This window comes from Hyalangium gracile (assembly GCF_020103725.1).
Taxonomy (GTDB): Bacteria; Myxococcota; Myxococcia; order Myxococcales; family Myxococcaceae; genus Hyalangium; species Hyalangium gracile.
Genome location: NZ_JAHXBG010000008.1, coordinates 70,691 through 93,154 on the forward strand (window position 1 = coordinate 70,691; position 22,464 = coordinate 93,154).

Consider the following 22,464-nt stretch of genomic DNA (forward strand, 5'->3'; position numbering starts at 1 on the left):
ACTGCGTTCCCGGGGGCCATTGGAGGCAGGGGGCGTCTTCCAGCGGAGACACCTGGGGCGGGCGTTTATTTCAGGAGCGGGTCGGGGTCGGGGGGCGGGGGCAGCTGCCCCGCGGCCACCAGGCCCCGGTAGAGCAGCGTCCCGGCGACGATGGCCACCGGCAGGAAGAAGGTGTTGAGGACGGGCACCCAGAGCAGCAGGTAGACGCCCGCGCCGAACCCCAGGCAGAGGGCCGTGCGCTGCCGCAGCATTCGACGCACCTCGGCAAAGGGGTAGAGGTGGCGCGTCATGGGCCCGGCCAGGTGCTCGCCGGCCATCCACATCATGCTCCACAGGCTGCCCAGCACGGTCCACAGGATGCTGCCTGCGACGGGGATCAGGTTCAGGGGCAGGAGCACGAGCAGCCCCAGCAGCAGGAAGAAGATGCGGGCCAGGGTGTGTGCGATTCCCGTCACCAGCCCCCGGAGGAAGCCCCCCAGGCTGAAGGGCGGGGAGGGCGGGCCGCCGCACAGCTCCTCGGTCGTCTCGGACAGCGGGTCCTGCAGCGGCGCCAGGAGCAGGGGCGGGACGGTGTTGGCGCCCACCACCAGGAGCACGACGAAGGTGAGGGTCAGCACCGCGTACCACGCGGCCTTGCCGTACCAGGCCTCCGGGCGGGCGAAGAAGCTGCCGACCAGCTCCGGGGTGTAGCGCCACAGCAGCGCCACCAGTCCTACCAGGGCCACCAGCGTGACGAGGGCGCACAGGGCCGACAGGAGGAAGAGCTTGCCGGAGCGGAAGATGAGGCCGAAGGCGCGCCCCAGCAACCCGACTCCCTGGAAGAAGTCCTTGAGGGAGGGGCGGGCGGCGATCTGCGGGACCAGGGAGGGTGGATTCATCCGGGGGGCGGTGCGTAATTGGGAGCGACGGGTTCAACGCACGTTATATAGGCGCGGCCATGTCCCTGGATCTCAAACGAGCGGTCGCCCAACCCATTACCTCCGTTGACGCGCTGGTGGACGTGTTCCGGGAGGCGGAGAAACCCCGGGCCGAGCACCGGCTGGGCATCGAGCACGAGAAGTTCGTCTACCCCAAGGCGGTGGCGAAGCCCGTGCCCTACGAGGGGCCGTCGGGCATCGGGGCGCTGCTGGAGAAGATGGCGGCGGGGGGCGGCTACACCCCGTTCCGCGAGACGCCGGACTCGCCTGTCATTGCGCTCCAGCGGGGCATGGAGACGGTGTCCCTGGAGCCGGGCGGGCAGCTCGAGCTGTCCGGAAGTCCCTTCTTCACCGCGCGTGAGGCCCACGCGGAGAACCTGCGGCACCTGGCCGAGGCGAAGGCCGCCGGCGATTCGCTCGGGCTGCAGCTGGTGGCGCTGGGGTACCGGCCCTTCGGTACGACGGCGGACATCCCGTGGATGCCGAAGACCCGGTACAAGGTGATGCGGCGCACGCTGCCGGAGCGCGGGCGGCTGGCGCTGAACATGATGCTGAACACCTCGACGGGGCAGGCCTCGTACGACTGGGCGGACGAGGAGGACTGTGTCCGCAAGACGGTGCTGGTGGCGCGGCTGGCCCCGCTGATGGTGGCCCTGTACGCCAACAGCCCGCTGGTGGAGGGCAAGCCCTCGGGGTGGATGACGTTCCGCAGCCGCGTCTGGGAGGAGGTGGATCCCACCCGCTGTGGCTACCTGCCGGCGTTCTTCGACGGCTCCTTCTCCTACCGGGCCTACGTGGAGTGGGCGCTGGATGCGCCGCTGCTCTTCCTGCGCCGGCGTGGGGAGTACCTCCACCCGAAGCTCTCGTTCCGCCAGCTCCTGAAGGAGGGCTTCGAGGGCCAGCCGGCGGACATGGGCGACTGGACGGACCACCTGTCCACGCTGTTCCCCGAGGTGCGGCTCAAGAAGGTCATCGAGGTGCGCGGCGCGGACTGCGTGTCGGCGGAGATGACGGGGGCGCTCGGCGCGCTGTGGCGCGGGCTGCTGTACGACAGGACGGCGCTGGAGGAGGGCGAGCGGCTGCTGCCGAAGCTGTCCTTCACCGAGCACCAGGCCTTCCATCAGACGGCGCGGCAGCAGGGGCTGGCCGGACGGCTGGGCCAGCAGGAGCTGCACCGGCTCACCGCGGAGATGGTGGCGATTGCGCGCCGTGGGCTGGAGCGGCTGGATCCGCGGGATGCGCCGCTGCTGGAGCCGCTGGCGCGGGTGGCGGCCTCGGGTCGGTCGCCGGCCCAGGCGGTATTGGATGCCTGGGAGAAGGACCCGCGCCCGGAGGCGCTGCTGTCGCGCTTCACGCTCTAGGCGCGGGTCGGAGGCCGGGGCGGGCTAGAAGCGTCCGCCCAGGGTGACGCTGGCGTTGAGCAGGTTGCCGCCGTTGTTGCCGGGGAAGGCGTCGTCGGCGAAGCCCTCGTTGAACATCAGCCGGTAGGTGGCTCGCGCTCCGGCGAAGATGTTGCCGAAGTTGTAGTCCAAGCCCGCGGCGAGGGGCACTTCCTGGGTGATGTCGTTGTCGAACACCGCCTCCGCGCCATCGCTGGCGTTGAAGTAGCTCAGGCCCACGCCCGCGCCGACGAAGGGCCGCCAGTGCCGCTCGATGAGCGGGCCGGCCTTGGCCAGCAGGCCCACGTTGTGGCGGTAGAGCGCCTCTCCGTCGCCCACGAGCGTGTCATTGATGGGGAGACGCTGTCCCTCGTAGCCCACCTCGACTCCGAGCAGGGGGTAGATCTGCGCTCCCGCCGCGATGCCCAGGAGCGGACCTGTGTCGAGCTGGTCTCCGATGTCGCCCGTCATCCCTCCCAGGCCGAGCCGGACATCCAGCCCCACTCGAGGCTCCTGCTCGTCGAGCTTGAGCCTGCTGCCCACCTCCGTGGCTTCCACCGCCAGCGCCGGGCCCGCGCACAGCACGAGGGCTGCCGCCAGGCCTCCCATCACCGAACGAATCGTCATCACGTCCTCCCGAAATGTGATTCAGGGGACAATCTCTGGACCCGCCCTTCTCAGGGGAAGAGGCGGCACAGGTGGGAGCCGCTCGAGGGGTGGCGCGTGCGCGAGGTGCCCGAGGTGGAGGGCCGAGGCCCGACTGCTCGCATGCGGCGCGAGGGAGGGGGCGCCTACTTCTTCCCGAAGAGCTTTCGCAGCCCGGAGAAGAGCCCGGCGGGGCTCTCCTTGGTCTCGGTCGCGAAGGGAGAGCGGGCGATGAGGGCCTCTCGGGCCGCGTCGTCCAGCTCCTCCGTGGCGAGCGTCACCGGCTGCCGCTTCGCTCCAGGCAGCGTGGCCGCCAGCGAGAGGGTGCCGTCCTGGGACAGCGAGAAGTGGATCTCCGCCTCACCCGCGCGCTCGAGCTGGAAGTGGAGCGCTCCGAGGTACTCGTTCTCGGAGGTGACGGGAGAGGACCCCTGGAAGAGGGCCAGCGAGAGCGGGCCCGGGGTGACGGGGATGACGAGCGTCTTGTCGGCGGGCAGGCGCGTGTTGCGCTCGAAGACGCGGCGGAGGCCTCCTCCGCGCTCCGCCACGCCGAGCGGGACGGAGAGGACGTCCGACACGGTGGCGCCCGGCTTGCCGGAAGCGATCTGCAGCAGCGAGTGACCCAGCAGCGCCGCGCCGAGCGCCACGGCGCCGAGCGGATCCACGTCCGAGCGCACCGGCACGCCCAGGCTCTCCTCGAGCCGCCGCCGCACCAGCGGAGCCCGGCTCTGGCCGCCCACCAGCACCACCGCGTCGAGCCCCTGCGGCGTGAGCGAGCTGGACTCGAGCACCTCGCGGGTGGCCTCCGTCACGCGCTGGGCGAGATCCGCGGTGAGCGCCTCCACGCGCTCGCGGTTGAGGGTGGGGCCGGTGCCTTCCCGGAGCCGGACGGGAGCCTCCTCCTGCTCGCTGAGGAGCACCTTGGCGGACTCGGCCGCGGCGCGCAGCGGGCCCCACTCGAGGGCCGCTTCCGAGGAGGAGGCCGCACCCTGGGAGCGAAGCTCGCTGACCAGGGCCTCGGTGATGCGCGCGTCGAAGTCCATGCCCCCGAGCGTCGGATCGCTGCCGGTGGTGACGACCTCGAGGTCATCTCCGGTCACCTGCACGACGGAGACCTCGAAGCCCCCTCCGCCCAGGTCCAGCACGAGGACGCGCTTGCGAGCCAGCCCCCGGCCATGCCCGTAGGCGAGCGTGGCCGCGGCGGGCGCATTGAGGATGCGCAGGATGGTGAGGCCGGCGCGCTCGGCCGCCTCGCGCAGGGCGGCACGCTGGCGGGCATCGAAGTAGGCGGGGACGCACAGCACCGCGCGCGTCGGCTCGCGGCCGAGGAACGCGGTGGCGGCGGACTTGAGCTCACGCAGGATCTGGGCGGCGTAGTCCGTGAGCGGGACGACGCGCCCGTTCAGCTCGATGCCCGCGTCGCCGCGCGGATCGGCCGCGACGGCGTAGGGGAGCCCCACGAAGCCGCGCAGTCGAGGAGAACGCGCGCGAAGCCCGAGCAGGCGCTTGAGGCCCACGGCGGCATGGCGAGGCGCGCGCTCGGCCTCGGCGATCGCCGCCGCCCCGACCAGCACCTGGCCCGAGGCATCCACGGCGAGCGCGGAGGGGAGGCTGCGGCTGTCTGAGCCCGGGATGGGGACGAGCCGGACCTCTCCCTCATGGAACACCGCGACGCGGGCCTGCGAGGTGCCCACGTCGATGCCGAGCACCACCTCGGGCAAGGAGGGCGCCACGGGAGCAGCGACGGGCACCTCGAGCACGGTCCTCCGACGGCTCCTGCCCTCGAGGCCTCGACCCGGGGGCTCCGGAGTACGCGGCTCGGGAGGCAGGGAGGGCGCCGCCGGCTGACGAGCGCCGGGAGGCTCGACAGGAAGAGCCGGGGCAGGCGTGGCGGAGGCGGGAGCCGCGGGAGCGAGCGTGGGAGCCGGCTCGACAGGAAGAGCCGGGGCAGGCGCGGCGGGGGCGGGAGCTGCGGGAGCGGGCGTGGGAGTCGGCTCGACCCGCGCGCTGGGAGGACTGACGCTGGTGGGGGGAACTGGCGGCGCGGGAGGTGGAGCCGCCGCCACCTCGGACAGCGCGGCGCTGAGCGAGGGGAGCGGTGTGGCGGGAGCCGGAAGAGGCTTCGCGGGAGTCTGACTCCTGGGCGGTGGCTCCGCGCGAGGTACCGGTGCTGGAACCGCGGGAGCGGACGCCTCCTGAGCCCTGGCGGGAGTCGGAGGTGCCAGTGGTGGCTCCACGGGCGGAGCCGAGGGAGCGGTTGGCGAGGGAATCGCCCACATCCGAACCGTCGGAGCCTTGGGCTCCTGAACCGGCGCCGAGCGCTGGACGGGGGCGGCGGGAGGCGCGGCGGGGGGAGCCGCCGGAGGAGCAGGCGGCGTGGCCTGTGGAGGCGCGGGCGCGGTGGGAGGCGGAGCCGTCCGACGCACCATTCCCGGAGGAGGGGCCACGGGTCGAGGCGTCGGCGGGCTCGGAGCCGAAGCAGGAGCGGGAGCAGACGCGGGCACCGCGGGCAGGCGCATCGACACGGCCGGCGGCGGAGTCGCTACCGGAGCTGGCACCGGAGGAGGAGTCGCCACCTGCGGAGAAGGCGGTTCCGCGCGCCGTGCCACCACGCGATCGATGAGGGCCTTGCTCGCCGCATCCAGCTTCGCGAAGCGCACGGTCATGCCCGAGCGTCCGCCACCCTCATCGGCCTGGGCCTTCACGACGATGCCCTCGCCGCGCAGCAGCCGGGTGCCGTCGGCGAGGATGAACTCGAACGCGATCGCGGTGCCCTCTTCCTTGAGGGCCCGGGTGGCGATGAACACACCGCCACGCCCCACGTTCGAGCCGTACTTGTCGATGAACTCCTCCTCCGTGGTGTACGGGAGGCGGATGCGCAACGGGAGGAGCTTGGGCGCGACCGTCACCGTTCACCGCCTCACGAGGAGCTCACCGGAGCGCGAGGCGGACGTCCCCGCTGCTCGCCGGAAGCACCAGCGTCAGGCCGGAGTCGAGGGCCTTGGGAGGGATTTCGAAGAAGAGCACCACCTCGGCACGCTCCTGGGGGCCCCAGGTGTGCGCCAGCTCGCGCGTCCCCGCGGCGATCTGCGCATCCCGCGCCACCGCATGCTCCTTGCCCTCCGCGTCCACCAGCCGAGCCTTGTCCAGCGCCAGGGGCGCCGGCGCCGCGCCCACGTTCTGGGCGATGAGCTGCACGCGCAGGAAGAGCTCCTCGGTGGTGAGGCTCAGCTTTCCTCCTTTGACCGAGTGCGAGGACTCCAAGGCCATGAGCTTCATGGCCACCGAGTCCACATGGATGGTGTCGTTGGGCTCGGGCAGCTTCAGCTTCTGCCCGGCGGCGGACTCGTCCGCCGTGGCCAGATCCGCCAGCTTCGCGTTGGGATCCTCGGGCGGCTGGAGCTGAGGAGGGGGCGCCGCGGGCACCCCTCCCTTGTTGACGCGCTCGGCCTCGGCCCGCAGCTTGGCCAGGGTGCGGTCATCCCGGGGCGGTTCCTCCTCCTTCGTGCAGCCCCACGCGAGGGCCGCCGCCAGGAGCATCCAGGAGGGGGAAGGGCGCCCGCTCATGCCCGGCCCTTCACCAGCTCGTACAGCTTGTCGAGCGCCGCGGGCAGCTTGGAGGCATCGGGGCCGCCGGCCTGCGCCATGTCCGGCTTGCCGCCGCCCTTGCCACCCACCTCCTTGGCCATCTCGCGCACGAAGTCACCGGCGCTGAAGCCCTTGGCCACCAGGTCCTTGGTGGCTGCCACGAGGATGAGCGCCTTGCCGTCCTTCTCGCCGCCGATGGCGATGACGCCCGAGCGGATCCGGTCACGCAGCTGGTCCGCCAGTCCGCGGTAGGCCTTGTCGTCGGCCGGGTCCACGCGCGTGGCCAGAACCTTGATGCCGTTCACCTCGCGCGCCTGGTCGAGCAGGTCCTTGCTGGAGGCCGACTGCGCCTTCACGGCCACCTCCTCGACCTTCTTCTCCAGCTCCTTCACGCGCTTCTGGGTGGCCTCCACGCGCTTGACCAGCTCCTTGGGCGTGGTCTTCAGCGCATCGGCCGCCTTGCGCAGCTCGCGCTCCGTCTCGCGCAGGTACTGGAGCGCGCCGATGCCCGTGACGGCCGTGACGCGGCGCACGCCCGAGGCGATGCCGCTCTCGCTGACGATCTTGAACAGGCCGATGTCACCGCTGCGGCGCACGTGGGTGCCGCCGCACAGCTCGGTGGACTGCGGGTGCACGGTGACGACGCGCACCGTCTCGCCGTACTTCTCGCCGAACATGGCCACCGCGCCGGACTTCTTGGCCTCGTCCAGTTTCATGATGCGCGTCTGGGACTCGGCGTTCTCGCGGATCCACCCGTTGACGAGGTCCTCCACCTGATCGAGCTGCTCGGGGGTGGGCACGGCGAAGTGCGAGTAGTCGAAGCGCAGGTAGTCCGGCGCCACCACGGAGCCGGCCTGCTTCACGTGCTCGCCCAGCACCATCTTGAGCGCCTTGTGCATCAGGTGGGTGGCCGAGTGGTTGGCGCGGATGGCCTTGCGCCGCTCGTTGTCCACGCCCGCCTGCACCATGTCGCCGACCTTGAAGGAGCCCTGCTTCACCTCCACCTGGTGGACGATGAGGCCCTGCACCGGGCGCGTGGCGTCGAGCACCTGCGCCTCCGCCTTGCCGCCGTGGCCGACGATGCGGCCGGTGTCGCCAATCTGACCGCCGGACTCGCCGTAGAAGGGCGTCCGGTCCAGCACCAGCTCCACCTTCTCGCCCGCGGAGGCCTGAGGCACCTCCTGGCCATCCTTGATGATGGCGCGCACGGAGCCCTCGCCCTCGTGGCCCTCGCCCTCGTAGCCGAGGAACTCGGTGGCCCCCAGCTTCTCGATGAGCTTCAGGTAGACGGCGCCCACCGCCGCGCCCGGGCCGATGGGCTTGTCCCCGCCCGACTCGCGGCCGGTCATGATCTCCTTGTACTTCTCCACGTCCACGTCGAAGCCACGCTCGCGGGCGATGATCTGCGTCAAGTCCCACGGGAAGCCGTGCGTGTCGTGGAGGAAGAACGTCACCTCGCCGGAGAGCACCTTGCCGCCGGACTCCTTCAGCTTGGAGATCTCCTCGTCGATCATCTTCAGGCCGCGGTTGAGCGTGCGCCGGAAGCTCTCCTCCTCGTGGCGGCACACCTCGAGGGTGAAGGTGCGGCTCTCGCGCAGCTCGGGGAAGGCGCCGCCCATCAGCTCGATGACGCGGTCCACCACCTTGAAGAAGAACATCTCCTCCAGCCCCAGCAGCGAGCCGTGGCGGATGGCGCGGCGCATGATGCGGCGCAGCACGTAGCCGCGGCCCTCGTTGGAGGGCTGCACGCCGTCGGAGATGAGGAAGGCGGCCGCGCGGCTGTGGTCCGCGATGACGCGCATGGAGGCTCCGCCCTCCTGCGTGTACGGCTTGCCCACCAGCTCGCTCACCTTCGCGAGGATGTCCTGGAACAGGTCCGTGTCGTAGTTGGAGCGCTTGCCCTGGACGACGGACGCCATGCGCTCCAGGCCCGCGCCCGTGTCGATGGACGGCTTGGGCAGCGGGATGAGCGGCGCGTCCTTCTCCTTGCGCTCGAACTGCATGAACACCAGGTTCCAGATCTCCAGCCACCGGTCGCAGTCGCACGCCACGCCCTGGCACTTGCGGCCCGCAGACACCTCGGCGCAGGGGATGTCATCGCCCTGATGGTAGTGGATCTCCGAGCACGGGCCGCACGGGCCGGTGTCGCCCATGGCCCAGAAGTTGTCCTTCAGGCCCAGCTTGTAGATGCGGTCGCGGGGCACGCCCTGCTTCGCCCACAGCTCGAAGGCCTCCTCGTCCCAGGGGATGCCGCCCTCGCCGTTGAACACGGTGACGGCCAGCCGCTGCGTGTCCAGCCCCAGCGTCCTGGTGACGAACTCCCAGCCGTACGCGATGGCGTCGGCCTTGAAGTAGTCGCCGAAGGAGAAGTTGCCCAGCATCTCGAAGAACGTGTGGTGGCGGGCGGTGTAGCCCACGTTGTCGAGATCGTTGTGCTTGCCGCCGGCGCGCACGCACTTCTGGGAGGTGGTGGCGCGGCTGTAGTCGCGCTTCTCGCGGCCGGTGAAGACGTCCTTGAACTGGACCATGCCGGCGTTGGTGAAGAGCAGGGTCGGGTCGTTCTGGGGAACGAGAGAGGAGGAGGCGATGCGGCGGTGGCCGCGCTCCTCGAAGAACTGGAGGAACGCCTCGCGAATCTGGGCGGCGGTCATGGCGGAAGGCATGGTGTGGGTATATGCCACAAGAGGGCGCCCCGCAGGAGTTCTTGCTCACCTGTGGCCCCCCAGCCGGGCAGCCGAGCGGCGGGGGAGGGCGGGAGCCCCGTGCGCAAGGGCCGGGTAGGGAAGACTGGGAGATCATTCCAGCGGGCGGGCCCGGTGCGCTAGACTGCCGGGCCACCCCATGCGGTTGCTGACCATTGCGCTCCTGCTGTTGGCCCTGCCTGCCCTGGCGCAGGTGGATGCCCGCGTGGCCTTCCTCACGAAGCAGCTCGAGAAGGGCAAGGATCCCCGCGCCCGCTCCCAGGCGGCCCTGGTGCTGGGCGCCACCGAGGAGCCCGAGGCCGTCCAGCCCTTGTGCACGGGGCTGGGGGATGCCAGCGAGCTGGTCCGCGCCGCCGCCGCCAAGGGGCTGGCCACGCTGCGGGAGATGGCCGGGCTGGACTGCCTGAAGAAGCACAAGGAGACGGACGCGGCCACCCTGGTGGCCGTCCGCGAGGCCATCAAGGCGCTCGAGGACTTCAAGGCCCGGCCCCCGCGCATCTACGTGGACTTCACCGGCGTGAAGGACAAGACCGGCGCGCTGCCGGCGCAGCTGGTGAAGGTCACCGAGGAGCGCCTCAAGCGGCGGCTCATCCAGGCCGGCGCGCTGCTGGCTCCAGCCAAGGAGCCGAAGAAGGCCGCCCAGGGCGTCCTCAAGAAGCACAACATCTCCGGCTTCCGCCTCAGCGCGGAGATCCAGACCACCGAGAGCGGAGGGTTGCGTATCGCACTTCTCTGCCTCAGCTATCCGGATCTGGCCCTGCTCGGTCAGGTAGACGTGCAGGCGAGCGGAGCCGGTCCCGAAGACCTCCTCAAGGCGCTGGTGCCCAAGGCCATCCAGGACGTCGCGCAAACCTTCGAGTGGAAGACATGAGAGACAACTCCCAACAGGACGGCAGCAAGAAGCGCCGGTGGCGCAACTTCCTCATCGAGCCGAAGTTCCAGCTCAAGTTCGCGGCCTACCTCATCGCCGTGACGCTGGTGGTGGCGGCGGTGCTGGGGGTGTTCCTCTTCAAGAACACGCAGGCGCTGCTGGACGAGGCCAGCCACTCGCTGGAGGCCCGCTCGCGCGCCGCGGAGGCCAGCCGCGAGCTGTCCAACACCGCCCTGTCCAACGAGCTCATCAAGAAGATGGGGGACCCCGTCTTCGTGGCGCAGCTGCAGTCCACCTCGAAGGCCATCGACGAGCGCTACGAGGCCGAGCGGACCGCCATCGTCGCCCAGCGCGAGGCGCTGGTGCAGCGCCAGCGCACCCTGTGGCTGGTGTTCTCGGGCACGCTGATCGGGTTCCTCGTCTTCGTCTCGCTGACCACCATCGTGCTCACCCACCGGGTGGCCGGGCCGCTGATGCGCATCCGCCGCATGGTGAAGGACGTGGCCGCCGGGCAGATCCGTCCGCCGCCCTATGGCCTGCGCGAGACGGACGAGCTCAAGGACATCTTCGACGCCACGCGTGGCATGATGCACGTGCTGCGCAAGCAGCACGAGGATGACGTGCTGGTCATCTCGCACGCGCTGGAGCGCGCGCAGGCGGAGGGGGTCAAGGGCGAGTGGGTCGACGACCTGCGCACCCTGGAGTCCCGTATCCGGGGCCGGCTCTGACGCCCGAGCCGGGACGCGGCGGCTGACGTCTAAGCGACGCTCCGTGAATTCCGCGCCGCTTGGCTGTTGTCAGGAAGGCATTCGCTGCGCATTAAAGGGGTTCTCCGCCATGAGCTGGCGCGGGGGAGGACCTGCTTGCACGACGCCTTCAAGGGCACGCTACCGCCTGGGCAGAAGATCGACCTGACGAACTGTGATCGGGAACCCATCCACATTCCCGGCCACATCCAGGCCCACGGCGTGCTCCTGGCGCTGGAGCCCTCGAGCCTGAACATCCTCCAGGCGAGCGACAACACGCTCCAGTACCTGGGGGTGCCCGTGGACGCCGTCCTGGGCAAGGGCGTGGATGCCCTGCTGGACACCGAGCAGCTGGTCTTCCTGCGGAGCACCCTGCGCACCGAGCGGCTGGAGGACAACCCGCTCTACGCCTTCACCGCCTACGTGCTCGGCAGCGGGCCCTTCCACGTCATCGTCCACCTGCATGACGGGCTGCTCATGATGGAGCTCGAGCCGGTGCGCGCCAGCTCCGTGCGCCAGCCGGACTTCTATGAGCTGATGAAGCGCGGCGTGGCGCGCTTCCAGTCCGCTCGGACGGTGCGCGAGTTCTGCCAGATGGTGGCCGAGGAGATCCGGCGCGTCAGCGGCTACGACCGGGTGATGATCTACAAGTTCCAGAAGGACTGGAGCGGCCACGTCATCGCGGAGGACATGGCCCGGGACATGGGCCTGCCCTCGTACCTGGATCTCCACTACCCGGCGAGCGACATCCCCTCCCAGGCGCGGGCGCTCTTCCTGCTCAACACGGTGCGGATGCTGCCGGACGCGCAATACGCCCCCTCCCGGGTGGTGCCGGAGCTCAACCCGCTCACGGGCAAGCCGCTGGACATGAGCTTCGGCTTCCTGCGCGGCGCCTCGCGGATGTACACCGAGTACCTCATCAACATGGGCGTGAGGGCCTCGCTCACCCTGGCCATCTCTGCGGGCGACAAGCTGTGGGGCCTGGTGGCGTGCCACCACTACAGCCCCCGTCAGGTGCCGTATGACGTGCGCACCGCGTGCGAGGTGATGTCCCGCGTCGTCTCGCTGCAGGTGGTGGACAAGGGCCGCCACGAGGACGCGCGCTACCGGGAGCGGATGAGCAACGTCCACCGGTGCATGGTCCAGAGCGCGGCCCGGCAGGAGCGTCTGCTGGAGGTGCTGACCGCGTGCCAGCCCGGGCTGGGAGACTTCATGGAGTGTGGCGGCGCGGCCATGCTGGCCGAGGGCGAGTGCCGGCTGCTGGGGACCACCCCGAGCGAGGCCCAGGTGCGCCTGCTGGTGGAGTGGCTCAGGAGCTCGCACGGCAGCGAGCTCTTCGCCACGGACATGCTGCCGGAGCTCTACCCGCCCGCGGAGGCCTTCAAGGACACCGCGTGTGGCGTGCTGGCAGTGCCCATCTCCCGCCCGCGGGGAGAGTACGTCCTGTGGTTCCGGCCGGAGACGATCCAGACCGTCAACTGGGCGGGCGATCCCTACAAGCCCGTGGAGATCGGGCCCATGGGCGACAGGCTGACGCCCCGCAAGTCCTTCGAGCTCTGGAAGCAGACCGTCGAGCGCCGCTCCCTGCCCTGGCTCGACGTGGAGCTGGAGGCCGCCCAGCTCTTGCGCGACGCCCTGACGGAGATCGTCTTCCGCCGCAGCGAGGAGATCTCCCGCCTCAACCTGGAGCTGTTCCGCAGCAACGAGGAGCTGGACTCCTTCGCCTACGTGGCCAGCCACGATCTCAAGGAGCCGCTGCGCGGCATCTACAACTACGCCACCTTCCTGACGGAGGACTACGCGCAGACGCTGGACGAGGAGGGGCGCCAGAAGCTGGCCACGGTGGTCCGGCTGAGCAAGCGCATGCAGGCCCTCATCGACTCGCTCCTGCACTTCTCCCGGCTGGGCAAGAGCCCGCTCCACCTCGAGCCGCTCGAGCTGGGGGCCCTGGTGAACGACGCCCTGGAGATGGTGGGCGCGCGTGTGACGGAGACGGGCACGGAGGTGTCGATCCCCCGGCCCCTGCCCACCGTCCACGCGGATCGCACGGGCCTGCTCGAGGTGTACTCCAACCTCCTGTCCAACGCCCTCAAGTACAACGACAAGCCCGAGCGCAAGGTGGAGCTCGGCTACGTGGCCGCGGGTGAGCCCGGCTTCCCGAAGGAGGCCGAGGGCGCCCGGCTGTGTCTCTACGTGAAGGACAACGGCATCGGCATTCCCGAGGACTCCCGGGAGGAGATCTTCCGCCTCTTCAAGCGGCTGCACCCCCAGACGGAGTATGGCGGAGGCACGGGGATGGGCCTCACCATCATCCGCAAGGTGATCGAGCGCCACGGGGGAAGGATCTGGCTCGCCTCTCGCGAGGGAGCGGGGACGACCTTCTACTTCACCCTCGGAAGGGAGTAGCGGCGGCCATGCAGCAGCGCCCGATTCTGCTCGTCGAGGACAGCCCCGAGGACGTGGAGGTGCTGCGGCGCGCCTTCCGCAAGCTGAACTTCACCCGGCCCGTCCAGCACTGCGACACGGCGCGCAACGCCTGGGCCTACCTGCGCGGCCCGAGCGCCGCGCTCGAGGCTCCCACGCGCCCCTGCCTCGTCCTGCTGGACCTGAACCTGCCGGGCGAGGACGGCCGCTCCTTCCTCCAGCAGCTGAAGGCCAGCGAGGACTTCAAGTCCCTGCCCGTCGTGATCTTCTCCACCTCCGCCAACCTCCGGGACGTGGACTTCTGCTATCGCCACGGCGCCGCCGCCTATCAGGTGAAGCTCATGGATATGGAGGAGCAGGTGCGCCACCTCCGCGCGATGCTGGACTACTGGTTCGGTGCCGCTGTTCTGCCCTCGAGGGGAGCGTAGAAGGAACCGGCGATGAAGCCCCAGCGGCGTATCCTGATCGTGGATGACAGCAGGGAGGACCGTGTCGCCTTCAGGCGCTTCCTCCTGCGGGACGTGGAGCACCAGAACCTCGTGGAGGAGGCGCCCACGGGGGATGTCGGCGTCGAGGCCTGTCGGAGGGAGACCTTCGACGCCGTGCTGCTCGACCACCACATGCCTCGCATGGGGGGCCTGGAGACGCTTCGGGCCCTGCGCGCCCTGCCTGGGTGGAACACGCCCGTCGTCGCGCTGACGAGCACCGGGCGCGCGGACGTCGCCCGCCAGATGCTCGAGGCCGGGGCCACCGACTTCCTCTTCAAGGACGACGTCACCGCCTCGTCCCTCAACCGGGCCATCACCAACGCCATCACGAAGGACCGGCTCCAGCGCCGGGTGGAGAAGGCGGCCTGGCGCACCGCCCGGCTGCAGCAGGTGACGGCGGAGCTGTCGCGCGCGCGGCTGCCTCGGCAGGTGGTCGACGTCTTCCTGCAGCAGGCGATGGATGCGCTGGGCGCGGCGGCGGCCTACCTGGCGCTGCTCTCCCGGGACGGGGACTCCCTCGAGCTGGACGCCAGCACGGGCTTCCAGCAGGAGGAGCTCCAGGACTGGAAGCGCATCCTGCTCAACGTCGCGCTCCCCATCACGGATGCGGCGCGCACGGGAGCGCTCATCACCAGCGAGAGCCTGGAGGATCGCGTCTCCCGCTATCCGGTCCTGAAGGGGGTTCATCCCCAGTACCCGGCGCTGGCGGCGCTCTCGCTGCGCGTGGGGGATCAGCGGCTGGGCGCCGTCATCTTCTTCTTCTCCCAGCCGCGCGTCTTCGAGGAAGAGGAGCGGGACTTCATCCTCGTGCTCGCGCGCCAGTGCGCCCAGGCGCTGGATCGAGCGCGCATGTACGAGGAAGCGCGCCTGGCGCGCGACTCGGCCCGGCTGGAAGAGGAGCGCTTCCGGGCGCTCATCCTGGCCTCTTCGCCCGTGGTGTGGCGCGCGGATGCGTCCGGCCAGGGGGCCACCAACATCACCGTCCACGAGGGGCGGTTGGGGCAGTCCCTTGAGCGGTCGACGGGGCTGCAGTGGATGGATGCCCTCCATCCGGAGGACCAGGAAGCCGTCCTGCGGCAGTGGAGCGAGGCCGTCCGGACGGAGCAGCTGTTCCGGGCGGAGTTCCGCGTCCGCGCGCGAGATGGGAGCTGGCGGATCCACCTCTCCCAGGGCGTCCCCGTGCGAGGCTCGGATGGGGTGGTGCGCGAGTGGATCGGCGCCAACTGGGACGTGACGGAGGAGCGGGGCGCGGAGGCCGAGCGCGCCCGGCTCTACGCGGCGCTCCAGGAGAGCGAGACGCAGCGGCGCATGGCGCTGGAGGCGGGCCGGCTCGGTACCTGGGCATGGGAGCTCGCGGCGGATCGCATCGACATGGACACGGTGGGCAGGGCGCTCCTGGGGCTGCCTGAGCAGGTGCCGCTCTCCGCGGGGATGCTGAGCGAGCACGTGCACCCCGAGGATCTGACCCGGGAGCGGGCCTTCTTCCAGGACTTCCTGAGGGCGGGCTCGAAGTCGGAGTATGAGCTGGAGTTTCGCGTCCTGCCGCCGGGAGGAGGCCTGCGCTGGGTCGTCTGCAGGGGCAGCATGATCCGCGACGGGCGAGATCCCCCCAAGCGCATCCTCGGCGTCTGCTACGACATCACCGAGCGAAAGACATTGGAGCTCGACCTGCTGCGCCAGAGGGAGGCCGAGCGCAAACGCGCGGACTTCGAGCGGCAGCTCGTCGGCATCGTCAGCCATGACTTGAAGAACCCGCTGTCGGCCATCCTCATGCAGTCGGCCATGGCCGTGGTCCAGGGGGGCCTGGACGAGCGCACCCTGAAGATGATGACGCGCATCCAGTCCTCCGCGGAGCGCGCGAGCCGGATGATCCGCGACCTGCTCGACTTCACCCAGGCGCGGCTGGGAGGCGGCATCCCCCTGCAGGTGCGCGAGCTCGACGCGCGCGAGGTCGTCGCCCAGGTGCTGGAGGAGGTGCGCCAGGCCTTCCCGTACCGGCGGCTCAGCCTCGAGGCGACGGGAGACACGGCTGGCGCGTGGGATGGGGATCGGCTGGCGCAGGTGCTCACCAACCTCCTCCAGAACGCGCTGAAGTACAGCCCCGAGGACACGGGCATCCAGGTCCGCCTGCACGGGGAGGGCGCGGAGGTGGAGCTGTCCGTCCACAACCAGGGCGCGCCCATTCCCGCCGAGCGGCTGCCGCACCTCTTCGAGCCCATGCAGCGCGCCACCTCCCAGGAGGACAAGGCCAGCCGGAGCGTGGGCCTGGGGCTCTACATCGTGAAGCACATCGTGGAGGCCCACCGCGGCACCGTCTCCGTCAGCTCGCGGGAGGGCGAGGGCACCGTGTTCAGGGTGCGTCTGCCTCGGCGGGGGCAGGCGCCTCGCCCGTGAGCAGCCAGGGCAGCAGCAGCTCCCGGAGCTGCAGCAGCGTCCGGCCCTCCTCGATGTTGGCGAGCAGCTTGTCGAAGAGGGGGCGCGTGAGTCGGTCGAACGCCGCGACGCACGGCTCGTCCGGCAGGGCGATGGGGTAGCGCGCCATGCGCTCCCAGCTCGTGCGAGGCATCCGCGTACCATCGGAGCCGGCGTTGGCGAAGCTGACGAACTCGACGCTGGAGAGGTGTCCGAGCACGAAGCTGAAGAAGGACTCCTCGAAGGGCTCCACCACGAGGATGTCGGTGGAGCAGACGCCCTCGACGGGGGCGATGCCCACCTTGTGGAAGTAGGGGCGCAGCTTGCCGAACAGCACGTGCCCCTTGCGGAAGCGGGACTTCTGGCTCTGCACCTGCGCGGCGGTGCCCCAGTGGGCCAGGGTGATGGAGCGCTGGGGCATGTGCTCCAGGCCGATATAGGGCGTGGAGCCCTCGAGCCCTCCCGGGCGTGTCCGCTCGCGCACCTGCCGCGCGACGTCTCCCAGCGTGCCCCAGCGCCAGCCCTGGGGCAGCGGGTCGCCCTCCGTCATGACGAGCTCGTCCGGGAACAGCGCCGCGACCTCTTCGCTCATTCCCAGCGGCTGCCGTCCCTCGGACTTCGCCACCACGGGGTAGAACTCGACGAACCAGGCCTGGAACAGCTTCGAGGCCAGCGCCTCGAGCGTGCGGTTGAGCTGCCGGGCGAGCTCGATGCGCTCGTCGATCGTCCCGAGCACCTCCGCGATGCGCCGCTGCTCCTGGAGCGCAGGCAGCTCCACCTCGATCTGCTCCAGCACGGACGCCTTGAGGTACGGCAGGGCCGAGCCCTCGATCTGCTCCTCGAAGTCGAGCGTGCACAGCAGGTAGTAGAGGAAGCGGGGCTCCACGCCCTCCCGGGGGACGGCGGCCATCAGGTTGTTGTCCAGCAGCGTGGGGCGCGTGGTCAACCGCTTGCGGTTCTGCCGGATCGCCTCGCCCACCTTGGCGAAGATGATGGAGGAGGCCGGCACGGGCCTGGCCCTCAAGGCGGAGGCGGTCTCCGCGTCCACCCAGTGCTCGGCGCGAGAGATGAACAGCTCGTTGCCCGGGCGGCTCAGGTCGCTGACCTTGATGAACGGGAAGTCGCCCCGGGGCCGCCCCTGGTACCGGAGCGGGAAGGCCACTCCGCCGCGGAACTCGCAGAGCTCTCCCAGCGTCACGGTCCGGCGCTCACGCCCCACGGAGGAGGTCCTTCACCAGCGCGCGGAGCCGCTCGTCCAGGCTCTCGGCCCTGGCGAGCTCCTTCTCCAGCTGCGCGGTCAGCCGGGGCAGTCGCTCCTCGAAGTCCTCCGCCTCCTCGACGTCGGCGGACCCCACGTAGCGCCCGGGCGTGAGGGCATAGGCGTGGTCGCGCACCTCCTGGAGGGTGGCCACTCGCGCGAAGCCCGGCACCTCCTCGGGGCGGCCGGTGCTGCGGAACTCGCGGTAGACGGACGCGATGCGCTCCACGTCCTCGTCGCTGAGCTGCCGCTGCTTGCGCGAGCCCGGAATCATGGCTCCCAGCGCTCGCCCGTCGATGAAGAGGAGCTCTCCCTGCCGCTTGCGGCCGCCCCGTCCCCCGGCGCGGGCCTTCGAGAGGAACCACAGGGTGCACGGGATCTGCGTGTTGGCGAAGAGCTGCGAGGAGAGCTGCACCACGCAGTCCACGAAGTCGGACTCGATGAGGGTGGAGCGCACCTCGAGCCGCCCCGCGTGGTTGTTGGAGAGCTCTCCGGCCGCCATGACGAAGCCCGCCGAGCCGCCCTCCTTGAGGTGATGCAGGAAGTGCATCATCCACATCGGGTTGGCGTTGCGGGACGCGAGCGGCATCCGCTTGCCGGCGATCTCCAGGCGGGGATCCTCCTCGGAGAGCTTGTCGGCGCCCCAGCCCTCGCGGCCCTTGGAGCCATCATTGAAGGGCGGGTTGGACAGGATGTAGTCGGCCTTCAGCGTGGGGTGCTTGTCCTCGAAGTAGGTGTTGCCCAGGCGGATGTCGCCATCCAGGCCGTGGATGAACAGGTTCATCCGGCACAGGCGGTAGGTGAACTCCTTGCTCTCCTGGCCGAAGAACGCGAGCTGACGGCTGTGCTGGGCGAAGAGATCCGACTGCACGAACATGCCGCCCGAGCCGCAGCACGGATCGTAGACGACGCCCCGCATCGGCTCGAGCATGGCGACGAGCAGGCGCACGATGCTGGCCGGGGTGAAGTACTCGCCGCCGCGCTTGCCCTCGGAGGAGGCGAACTCGCCGATGAAGTACTCGTAGACGCGCCCGAGCAGATCCTCTCCGCCCAGCCCTCGGATGAAGACCTCGCGGGAGAACAGGCGGAGCAGCTGCGCCACGTTGTGCCGGTCCATGTTCGACGCGGCATAGAGCCTCGGCAGCAGGCCTCGCAGCCTCTCGGGGTAGGCCTCTTCCAGCGCCTCCAGCGCGTCGTCGAGGCGGACCTTGATGTCCTCCTCGTCGGCGTGCGCGAGCAGCTCGCTCCACCGCGCCTTCCGGGGCACGGCGAAGGCGCCCGGGCGGCGGTGCTCGTGTCGCAGCGAGAGGAAGCGCAGGAAGATGAGCGGCAGGACGAAGCGCTTGTACTCGGCCGGCTCGATGGAGCCGCGGAGCGTGACGGCGGCCTGCCAGAGCTCCTTGACGAGCTCCGCGACACCAGTGCCGGTGGGTTCCCGGACCGGGTGGGCTTGTTTCCGGACTCCGCGTGCTGGGTTCCTGGACAACGTTCCCCCCCAATGGGAATGCTCCGCGAGTGTATCACTTGCGGCACCCAACTCCCATGGGACCCGTGTATACAGCGAAACGATACATTTTTGGATGTATCACCCCGGAGGTGAGGATTTGTCCTCAGGGTCGCGTCAGGTCCACTGTGAGACCCATGGCGCGCAGCTCCGCGTGGAGCTTCAGCCGGGCCTGGGCCCAGGGCAGGGCCTCCACCCGGTAGCCGGAGAGCGCGTCGAGCAGGTGGCCCCGGTAGCTCGGGTTGCCGGGGTCGGCAATCACCACCACGCCGCGGTCGGCATGGGAGCGGATGAGCCGGCCCACGCCCTGGCGCAGCAGCAGCAGGGCCCGGGGCAGCCGGTACTGGACGAAGCCCAGGTAGTCGCTGCCGCCGCGCGTCAACGCCTCCTCGCGAGCGGCCACCAGCGGCCGGCTGGGGGGCTCCAGCGGCAGCTTGTCGATGAAGACGCACCCCACGCCGCGCCCGGGGATGTCCACGCCCTGCCAGAAGCTCTTCGTCCCCAGCAGCACCGTGCCGGCGTCGCGCTCCTGCCGGGCCACCAGCGAGCGCCCGTGGCCGCGCGTCTGCCGCAGCACCTCGATGCCCAGCGGCTCCAGCCGTGTCTGCACCTCGCGCGCCACGCGCTCCATGCGCCGCGTGGAGGCGAACAGCCCCAGCAGCCGGCCGCCCATGGCCTGGGCCAGCCCGGAGATGCGCATCGCCGCCCAGTCCACGAAGGGCTCCTCGTGGGCGCGCGGCGCGTCCGTCACCAGCACCACCAGCGCCTGCTCGCGCAGCCGGAACGGGGAGGTGGCTCGCAGCAGCCGGGGCGGGGGGAGCTCTCCGCGCCCGTTCAGCCCCAGGCGCCGCAGGACGAAGGGGCTCTCGGGGCCCGTGCTCAGCGTCGCCGAGGTGAGCACCAGCGCCCGCTTCTGCGCCGCGAAGTCGCGCGACACGTACGCCGAGACGTCCACCGGCTGGGCTCCCACGCTCCACCGCTGCCGCTTCGGCTCGGCCGTGGCCGCGTAGCACCGCCCCTGGGCAGGCTCACCGGCCAGCTCCTCCGCCAGCGCCGTCAGGTCCGCCAGCTCCGACACCGCGCCGGACAGCTCGCGCTCCAGCGCCGGCTGCCGCACCGCCAGCTCGGGCAACGCCTCCAGCAGCCGCACCGAGAGCAGCTTGTGCAGCTCCCGCAGCGCGGCGTGCACCTCCTGGATGCCGTCGCGTACGGGGGCCCAGGCGGGCTGGGCGCGCACCGCCTCCGTCACGCGCAGCTCGGGCGCGTAGGCCGCCTCGTCCGAGTCCTCGTTGGGCGCCGCGGCGGGCTCGCACAGCGTCGTCACCCGGTCTCCCAGCTCCCGGGCCGCGGAGAGCAGGGCATTGAGCGCGGACTCCACCTCGCTCATCAGCACGCGCCCCTCCGCCTTGCGCGTGCTGGCCAGGGCCTTGCGAAGCTCGGCGAAGAGGCCGCGCCGCCCGTCCCGCCCGTGCAGCCGCTCGGTGAGCCGGAAGAAGGCCGCATCCGACAGCTCCACCGTGAGGGCGGTGGTGGCCACGTCCTCCACCTCGTGCGCCTCGTCCAGCACCAGGTGATCCAGCTTGGGGTAGCGCGGCGGCCAGGCGAAGGCCAGGGACTGGTTGATGACGAGCACGTCCGCGGCTCGCGCCTGCGCCACCGCCGAGTGGTAGTAGCAGCGGTGGTAGTGGGGGCAGCGCTCGCCCAGCGTCGTCGCCGCCTCCGAGCGCACCGCCGGCACCAGGCTGTTGAGCACCGGGAAGCGCTCGCGGAACCAGTGGCTCAGGCGATCCAAGTCTCCATCCGGGCTGCGCCGCAGGAAGGCCCGCAGGTACGCGCGAGGGGCGCGGGCCTCGTGCCGCATGCCCGGCTCCACCAGCGTCGCGTCCAGCGCGCGGCGGCGGCAGATGTAGTTCGTCTGCCCCTTGAGCAGCGCGTAGCCGAAGGCGCCGCCCGTGGCGCGGTGCAGCCGTGGCAGGTCCTTCTCGATGAGCTGGTCCTGCAGCGTCTTGGTGTGCGGCGCCACCGCCACCTTCCGGCCGTTGCGCGCCGCGAACAGCGCCGCCGGGGCCAGGTAGGCCAGGGACTTGCCGGTGCCGGTGCTCGCCTCCACCGCCAGCTGTCCGCCCTCGGAGAGCGTGCGCGCCACCGCCTGGGACATCTCGAGCTGGGCCGGCCGGCTCTTGAAGCCGCCTTCCTCCATCCGCTCCAGCGCGCCGCCAGGGCCGAGCAGCGCCGCCACCTCGTCCGCCTTCACGGGCTGCACCGGCGTCCCGGGCTCGGGCTCGGGCGGAGCCTTGGCGCCTCCCGCGCGCAGCCGCTCGGGCCGTCCCGCCAGGAAGCCGCCGGTCATCTCCAGCTTCAGGGACACCGGCGTCGCGCGGCACGCCTCCCACAGGCGGGAGAGCATCGCCACCAGGGGGCGCTCCTCGGAGGCACCCTCCAGCTCCGCCTCACCCGCCTCCACCTGGGCCAGCCGCAGCGCCGCGCGAGGGCGGGGGTCCAGCGTCGTCAGGAGGTCCGCGACGTCGTCCGCGCGGCCCTCGCGGATGTAGCCGTCCAGCGCGTGCACCAGCACCGCGTGCGTCGCCAGGCAGTCGGTCACCACGCGGTGCGCGGTGCGCGGCTTCTGCCCCGCCCACCGCAGCATGGCCTCCAGCGAGTGGCTCGACAGCTCCGGGTGCAGGTAGTGCAGCAGCTCGCACGAGTCGAGCACCGGAGCGCGGATGGGCCCTAGCAGCTCCGGCAGGAAGCCCTTCTCGAAGGGCGCGTTGTGGGCCACCACCGTCCAGCCGGCGAGCGCCTCGCGCAGCTCGGCCACGTCGCTGCCGAAGCGCGGCCTGCCCGCGATCATCCCATCGTCGATGCCGGTCAGCCGGCGGATGGTGATGGGCAGGGGGCGAGAGGCCGAGTACAGCCGGGCGATGCGGCGCACCTCCTGGCCGTTCTCGAAGAAGAGGGCACCCAGCTCGATGACCTCGTCCACGCGGGGATCGAGCCCCGTCGTCTCGAGGTCGAGGAACACATGCCGAGTGAAGAGCTCCGCCGCACCGCCCATGGGTAGGGCCCAGCCTAGCCGCCTTCCGGCGTCGGGCCGAGCCTCACTCCACCATGAACGCGCCGCTGATCATCTGCCCCATCGCGCAGCCGTAGGTGAGCGTTCCCGACTTGTTCGGGGTGAACGCGATTTCCACGGGCTGGTTGAGCGGGAGCGGGGTGTTGATGTTGTAGTCCTTCATCACCAGCTCGGTGGCGCAGGTGTGGTCCGTGGTCCGGGTCACCACCAGCTTCACCGGCTCGTCCTTCTTCAGGGTGATGGGGCTGGGCTCGTAGCCCTTCTCCGTCACGCTGAGGGTGATGACGCGGGGCCCATCACCGGGCTTGCGGGCCTGCGCGGGGGCCGCTGCCGCGGCGGCGGGGGCCGACTCGGCCTTCTGCTCCTTGGAGCACCCCTGCTGGGCGAGGACGGCTCCGGCGAGCGCCAGGGCCAGCAGCGGCTTGATCATCTTCGAAAAGAAACGCATGCGGTTCTC

General features: G+C 70.7%; 15 protein-coding genes. 6 read left to right on the forward strand and 9 right to left on the reverse strand.

Annotated features, from left to right (window positions below; all coding sequences use genetic code 11):
• Positions 1 to 65 precede the first annotated feature (65 nt).
• Positions 66 to 878 carry an EI24 domain-containing protein gene (locus KY572_RS17630; RefSeq protein WP_224243939.1) on the reverse strand — a complete coding sequence of 271 codons (813 nt, stop codon included), beginning with the start codon at positions 876 to 878 and terminating at the stop codon, positions 66 to 68.
• 59 nt (positions 879 to 937) lie between these two features.
• On the opposite strand from KY572_RS17630, the gene KY572_RS17635 reads away from it, so the two are divergent.
• The gene (locus KY572_RS17635; RefSeq protein WP_224243941.1) at positions 938 to 2,278 is read left to right on the forward strand and encodes a glutamate--cysteine ligase; all 1,341 of its coding nucleotides are present in this window, start codon (positions 938 to 940) and stop codon (positions 2,276 to 2,278) included.
• Positions 2,279 to 2,302: 24 nt separating this feature from the next.
• On the opposite strand, the gene KY572_RS17640 is transcribed toward KY572_RS17635, so the two are convergent.
• The 4 genes from KY572_RS17640 to alaS all read right to left on the reverse strand — a co-directional run bounded on the left by KY572_RS17640 (position 2,303) and on the right by alaS (position 9,192).
• Positions 2,303 to 2,923, reverse strand: coding sequence for an outer membrane beta-barrel protein (locus tag KY572_RS17640; protein ID WP_224243943.1), 621 nt, complete (start codon positions 2,921 to 2,923; stop codon positions 2,303 to 2,305).
• Positions 2,924 to 3,087: 164 nt separating this feature from the next.
• Positions 3,088 to 5,850: a TIGR02266 family protein gene (locus KY572_RS17645; protein WP_317987862.1), complete on the reverse strand. Its 2,763-nt coding sequence runs from the start codon at positions 5,848 to 5,850 to the stop codon at positions 3,088 to 3,090.
• A 22-nt stretch (positions 5,851 to 5,872) separates the two neighbouring features.
• Entirely contained in the window at positions 5,873 to 6,508 is a 636-nt protein-coding gene (locus KY572_RS17660) for a hypothetical protein (RefSeq protein ID WP_224243944.1), read from the reverse strand.
• Positions 6,505 to 9,192 (reverse strand): alanine--tRNA ligase, encoded by a 2,688-nt coding sequence (alaS, locus tag KY572_RS17665; RefSeq protein WP_224243945.1) that lies wholly within the window; start codon positions 9,190 to 9,192, stop codon positions 6,505 to 6,507. The genes KY572_RS17660 and alaS overlap by 4 nt, the downstream gene beginning before the upstream one ends.
• A gap of 178 nt (positions 9,193 to 9,370) precedes the next feature.
• Here alaS and KY572_RS17670 point away from each other — a divergent pair, with 178 nt between their 5' ends.
• The 5 genes from KY572_RS17670 (at position 9,371) to KY572_RS17690 (ending at position 16,154) form a co-directional block, all read left to right on the forward strand.
• Complete coding sequence (locus tag KY572_RS17670) at positions 9,371 to 10,102, forward strand: HEAT repeat domain-containing protein (RefSeq protein ID WP_224243946.1); 732 nt, start codon at positions 9,371 to 9,373, stop codon at positions 10,100 to 10,102.
• A complete protein-coding gene (locus KY572_RS17675; protein ID WP_224243947.1) occupies positions 10,099 to 10,830 on the forward strand; it encodes a methyl-accepting chemotaxis protein in 732 nt (243 codons plus the stop codon). Before KY572_RS17670 ends, KY572_RS17675 begins: the two co-directional genes overlap by 4 nt.
• A 135-nt stretch (positions 10,831 to 10,965) precedes the next feature.
• Positions 10,966 to 13,254 carry an ATP-binding protein gene (locus tag KY572_RS17680; protein ID WP_224243948.1) on the forward strand — a complete coding sequence of 763 codons (2,289 nt, stop codon included), beginning with the start codon at positions 10,966 to 10,968 and terminating at the stop codon, positions 13,252 to 13,254.
• A gap of 8 nt (positions 13,255 to 13,262) precedes the next feature.
• Entirely contained in the window at positions 13,263 to 13,700 is a 438-nt protein-coding gene (locus KY572_RS17685; RefSeq protein WP_224243949.1) for a response regulator, read from the forward strand.
• Between the two features lie 12 nt (positions 13,701 to 13,712).
• A complete protein-coding gene (locus tag KY572_RS17690; protein WP_224243951.1) occupies positions 13,713 to 16,154 on the forward strand; it encodes a PAS domain-containing protein in 2,442 nt (813 codons plus the stop codon).
• Here the strand turns inward: KY572_RS17690 and KY572_RS17695 are convergent.
• The 4 genes from KY572_RS17695 to KY572_RS17710 all read right to left on the reverse strand — a co-directional run bounded on the left by KY572_RS17695 (position 16,111) and on the right by KY572_RS17710 (position 22,455).
• Entirely contained in the window at positions 16,111 to 17,391 is a 1,281-nt protein-coding gene (locus KY572_RS17695; RefSeq protein WP_224243953.1) for a restriction endonuclease subunit S, read from the reverse strand. The genes KY572_RS17690 and KY572_RS17695 overlap by 44 nt on opposite strands.
• A complete protein-coding gene (locus KY572_RS17700; RefSeq protein WP_224243954.1) occupies positions 17,381 to 18,916 on the reverse strand; it encodes a type I restriction-modification system subunit M in 1,536 nt (511 codons plus the stop codon). The genes KY572_RS17695 and KY572_RS17700 overlap by 11 nt, the downstream gene beginning before the upstream one ends.
• A gap of 124 nt (positions 18,917 to 19,040) precedes the next feature.
• The gene (locus tag KY572_RS17705) at positions 19,041 to 21,989 is read right to left on the reverse strand and encodes a helicase C-terminal domain-containing protein (RefSeq protein ID WP_224243955.1); all 2,949 of its coding nucleotides are present in this window, start codon (positions 21,987 to 21,989) and stop codon (positions 19,041 to 19,043) included.
• A gap of 43 nt (positions 21,990 to 22,032) precedes the next feature.
• The gene (locus KY572_RS17710; RefSeq protein ID WP_224243956.1) at positions 22,033 to 22,455 is read right to left on the reverse strand and encodes a cupredoxin domain-containing protein; all 423 of its coding nucleotides are present in this window, start codon (positions 22,453 to 22,455) and stop codon (positions 22,033 to 22,035) included.
• Positions 22,456 to 22,464: the final 9 nt, after the last annotated feature.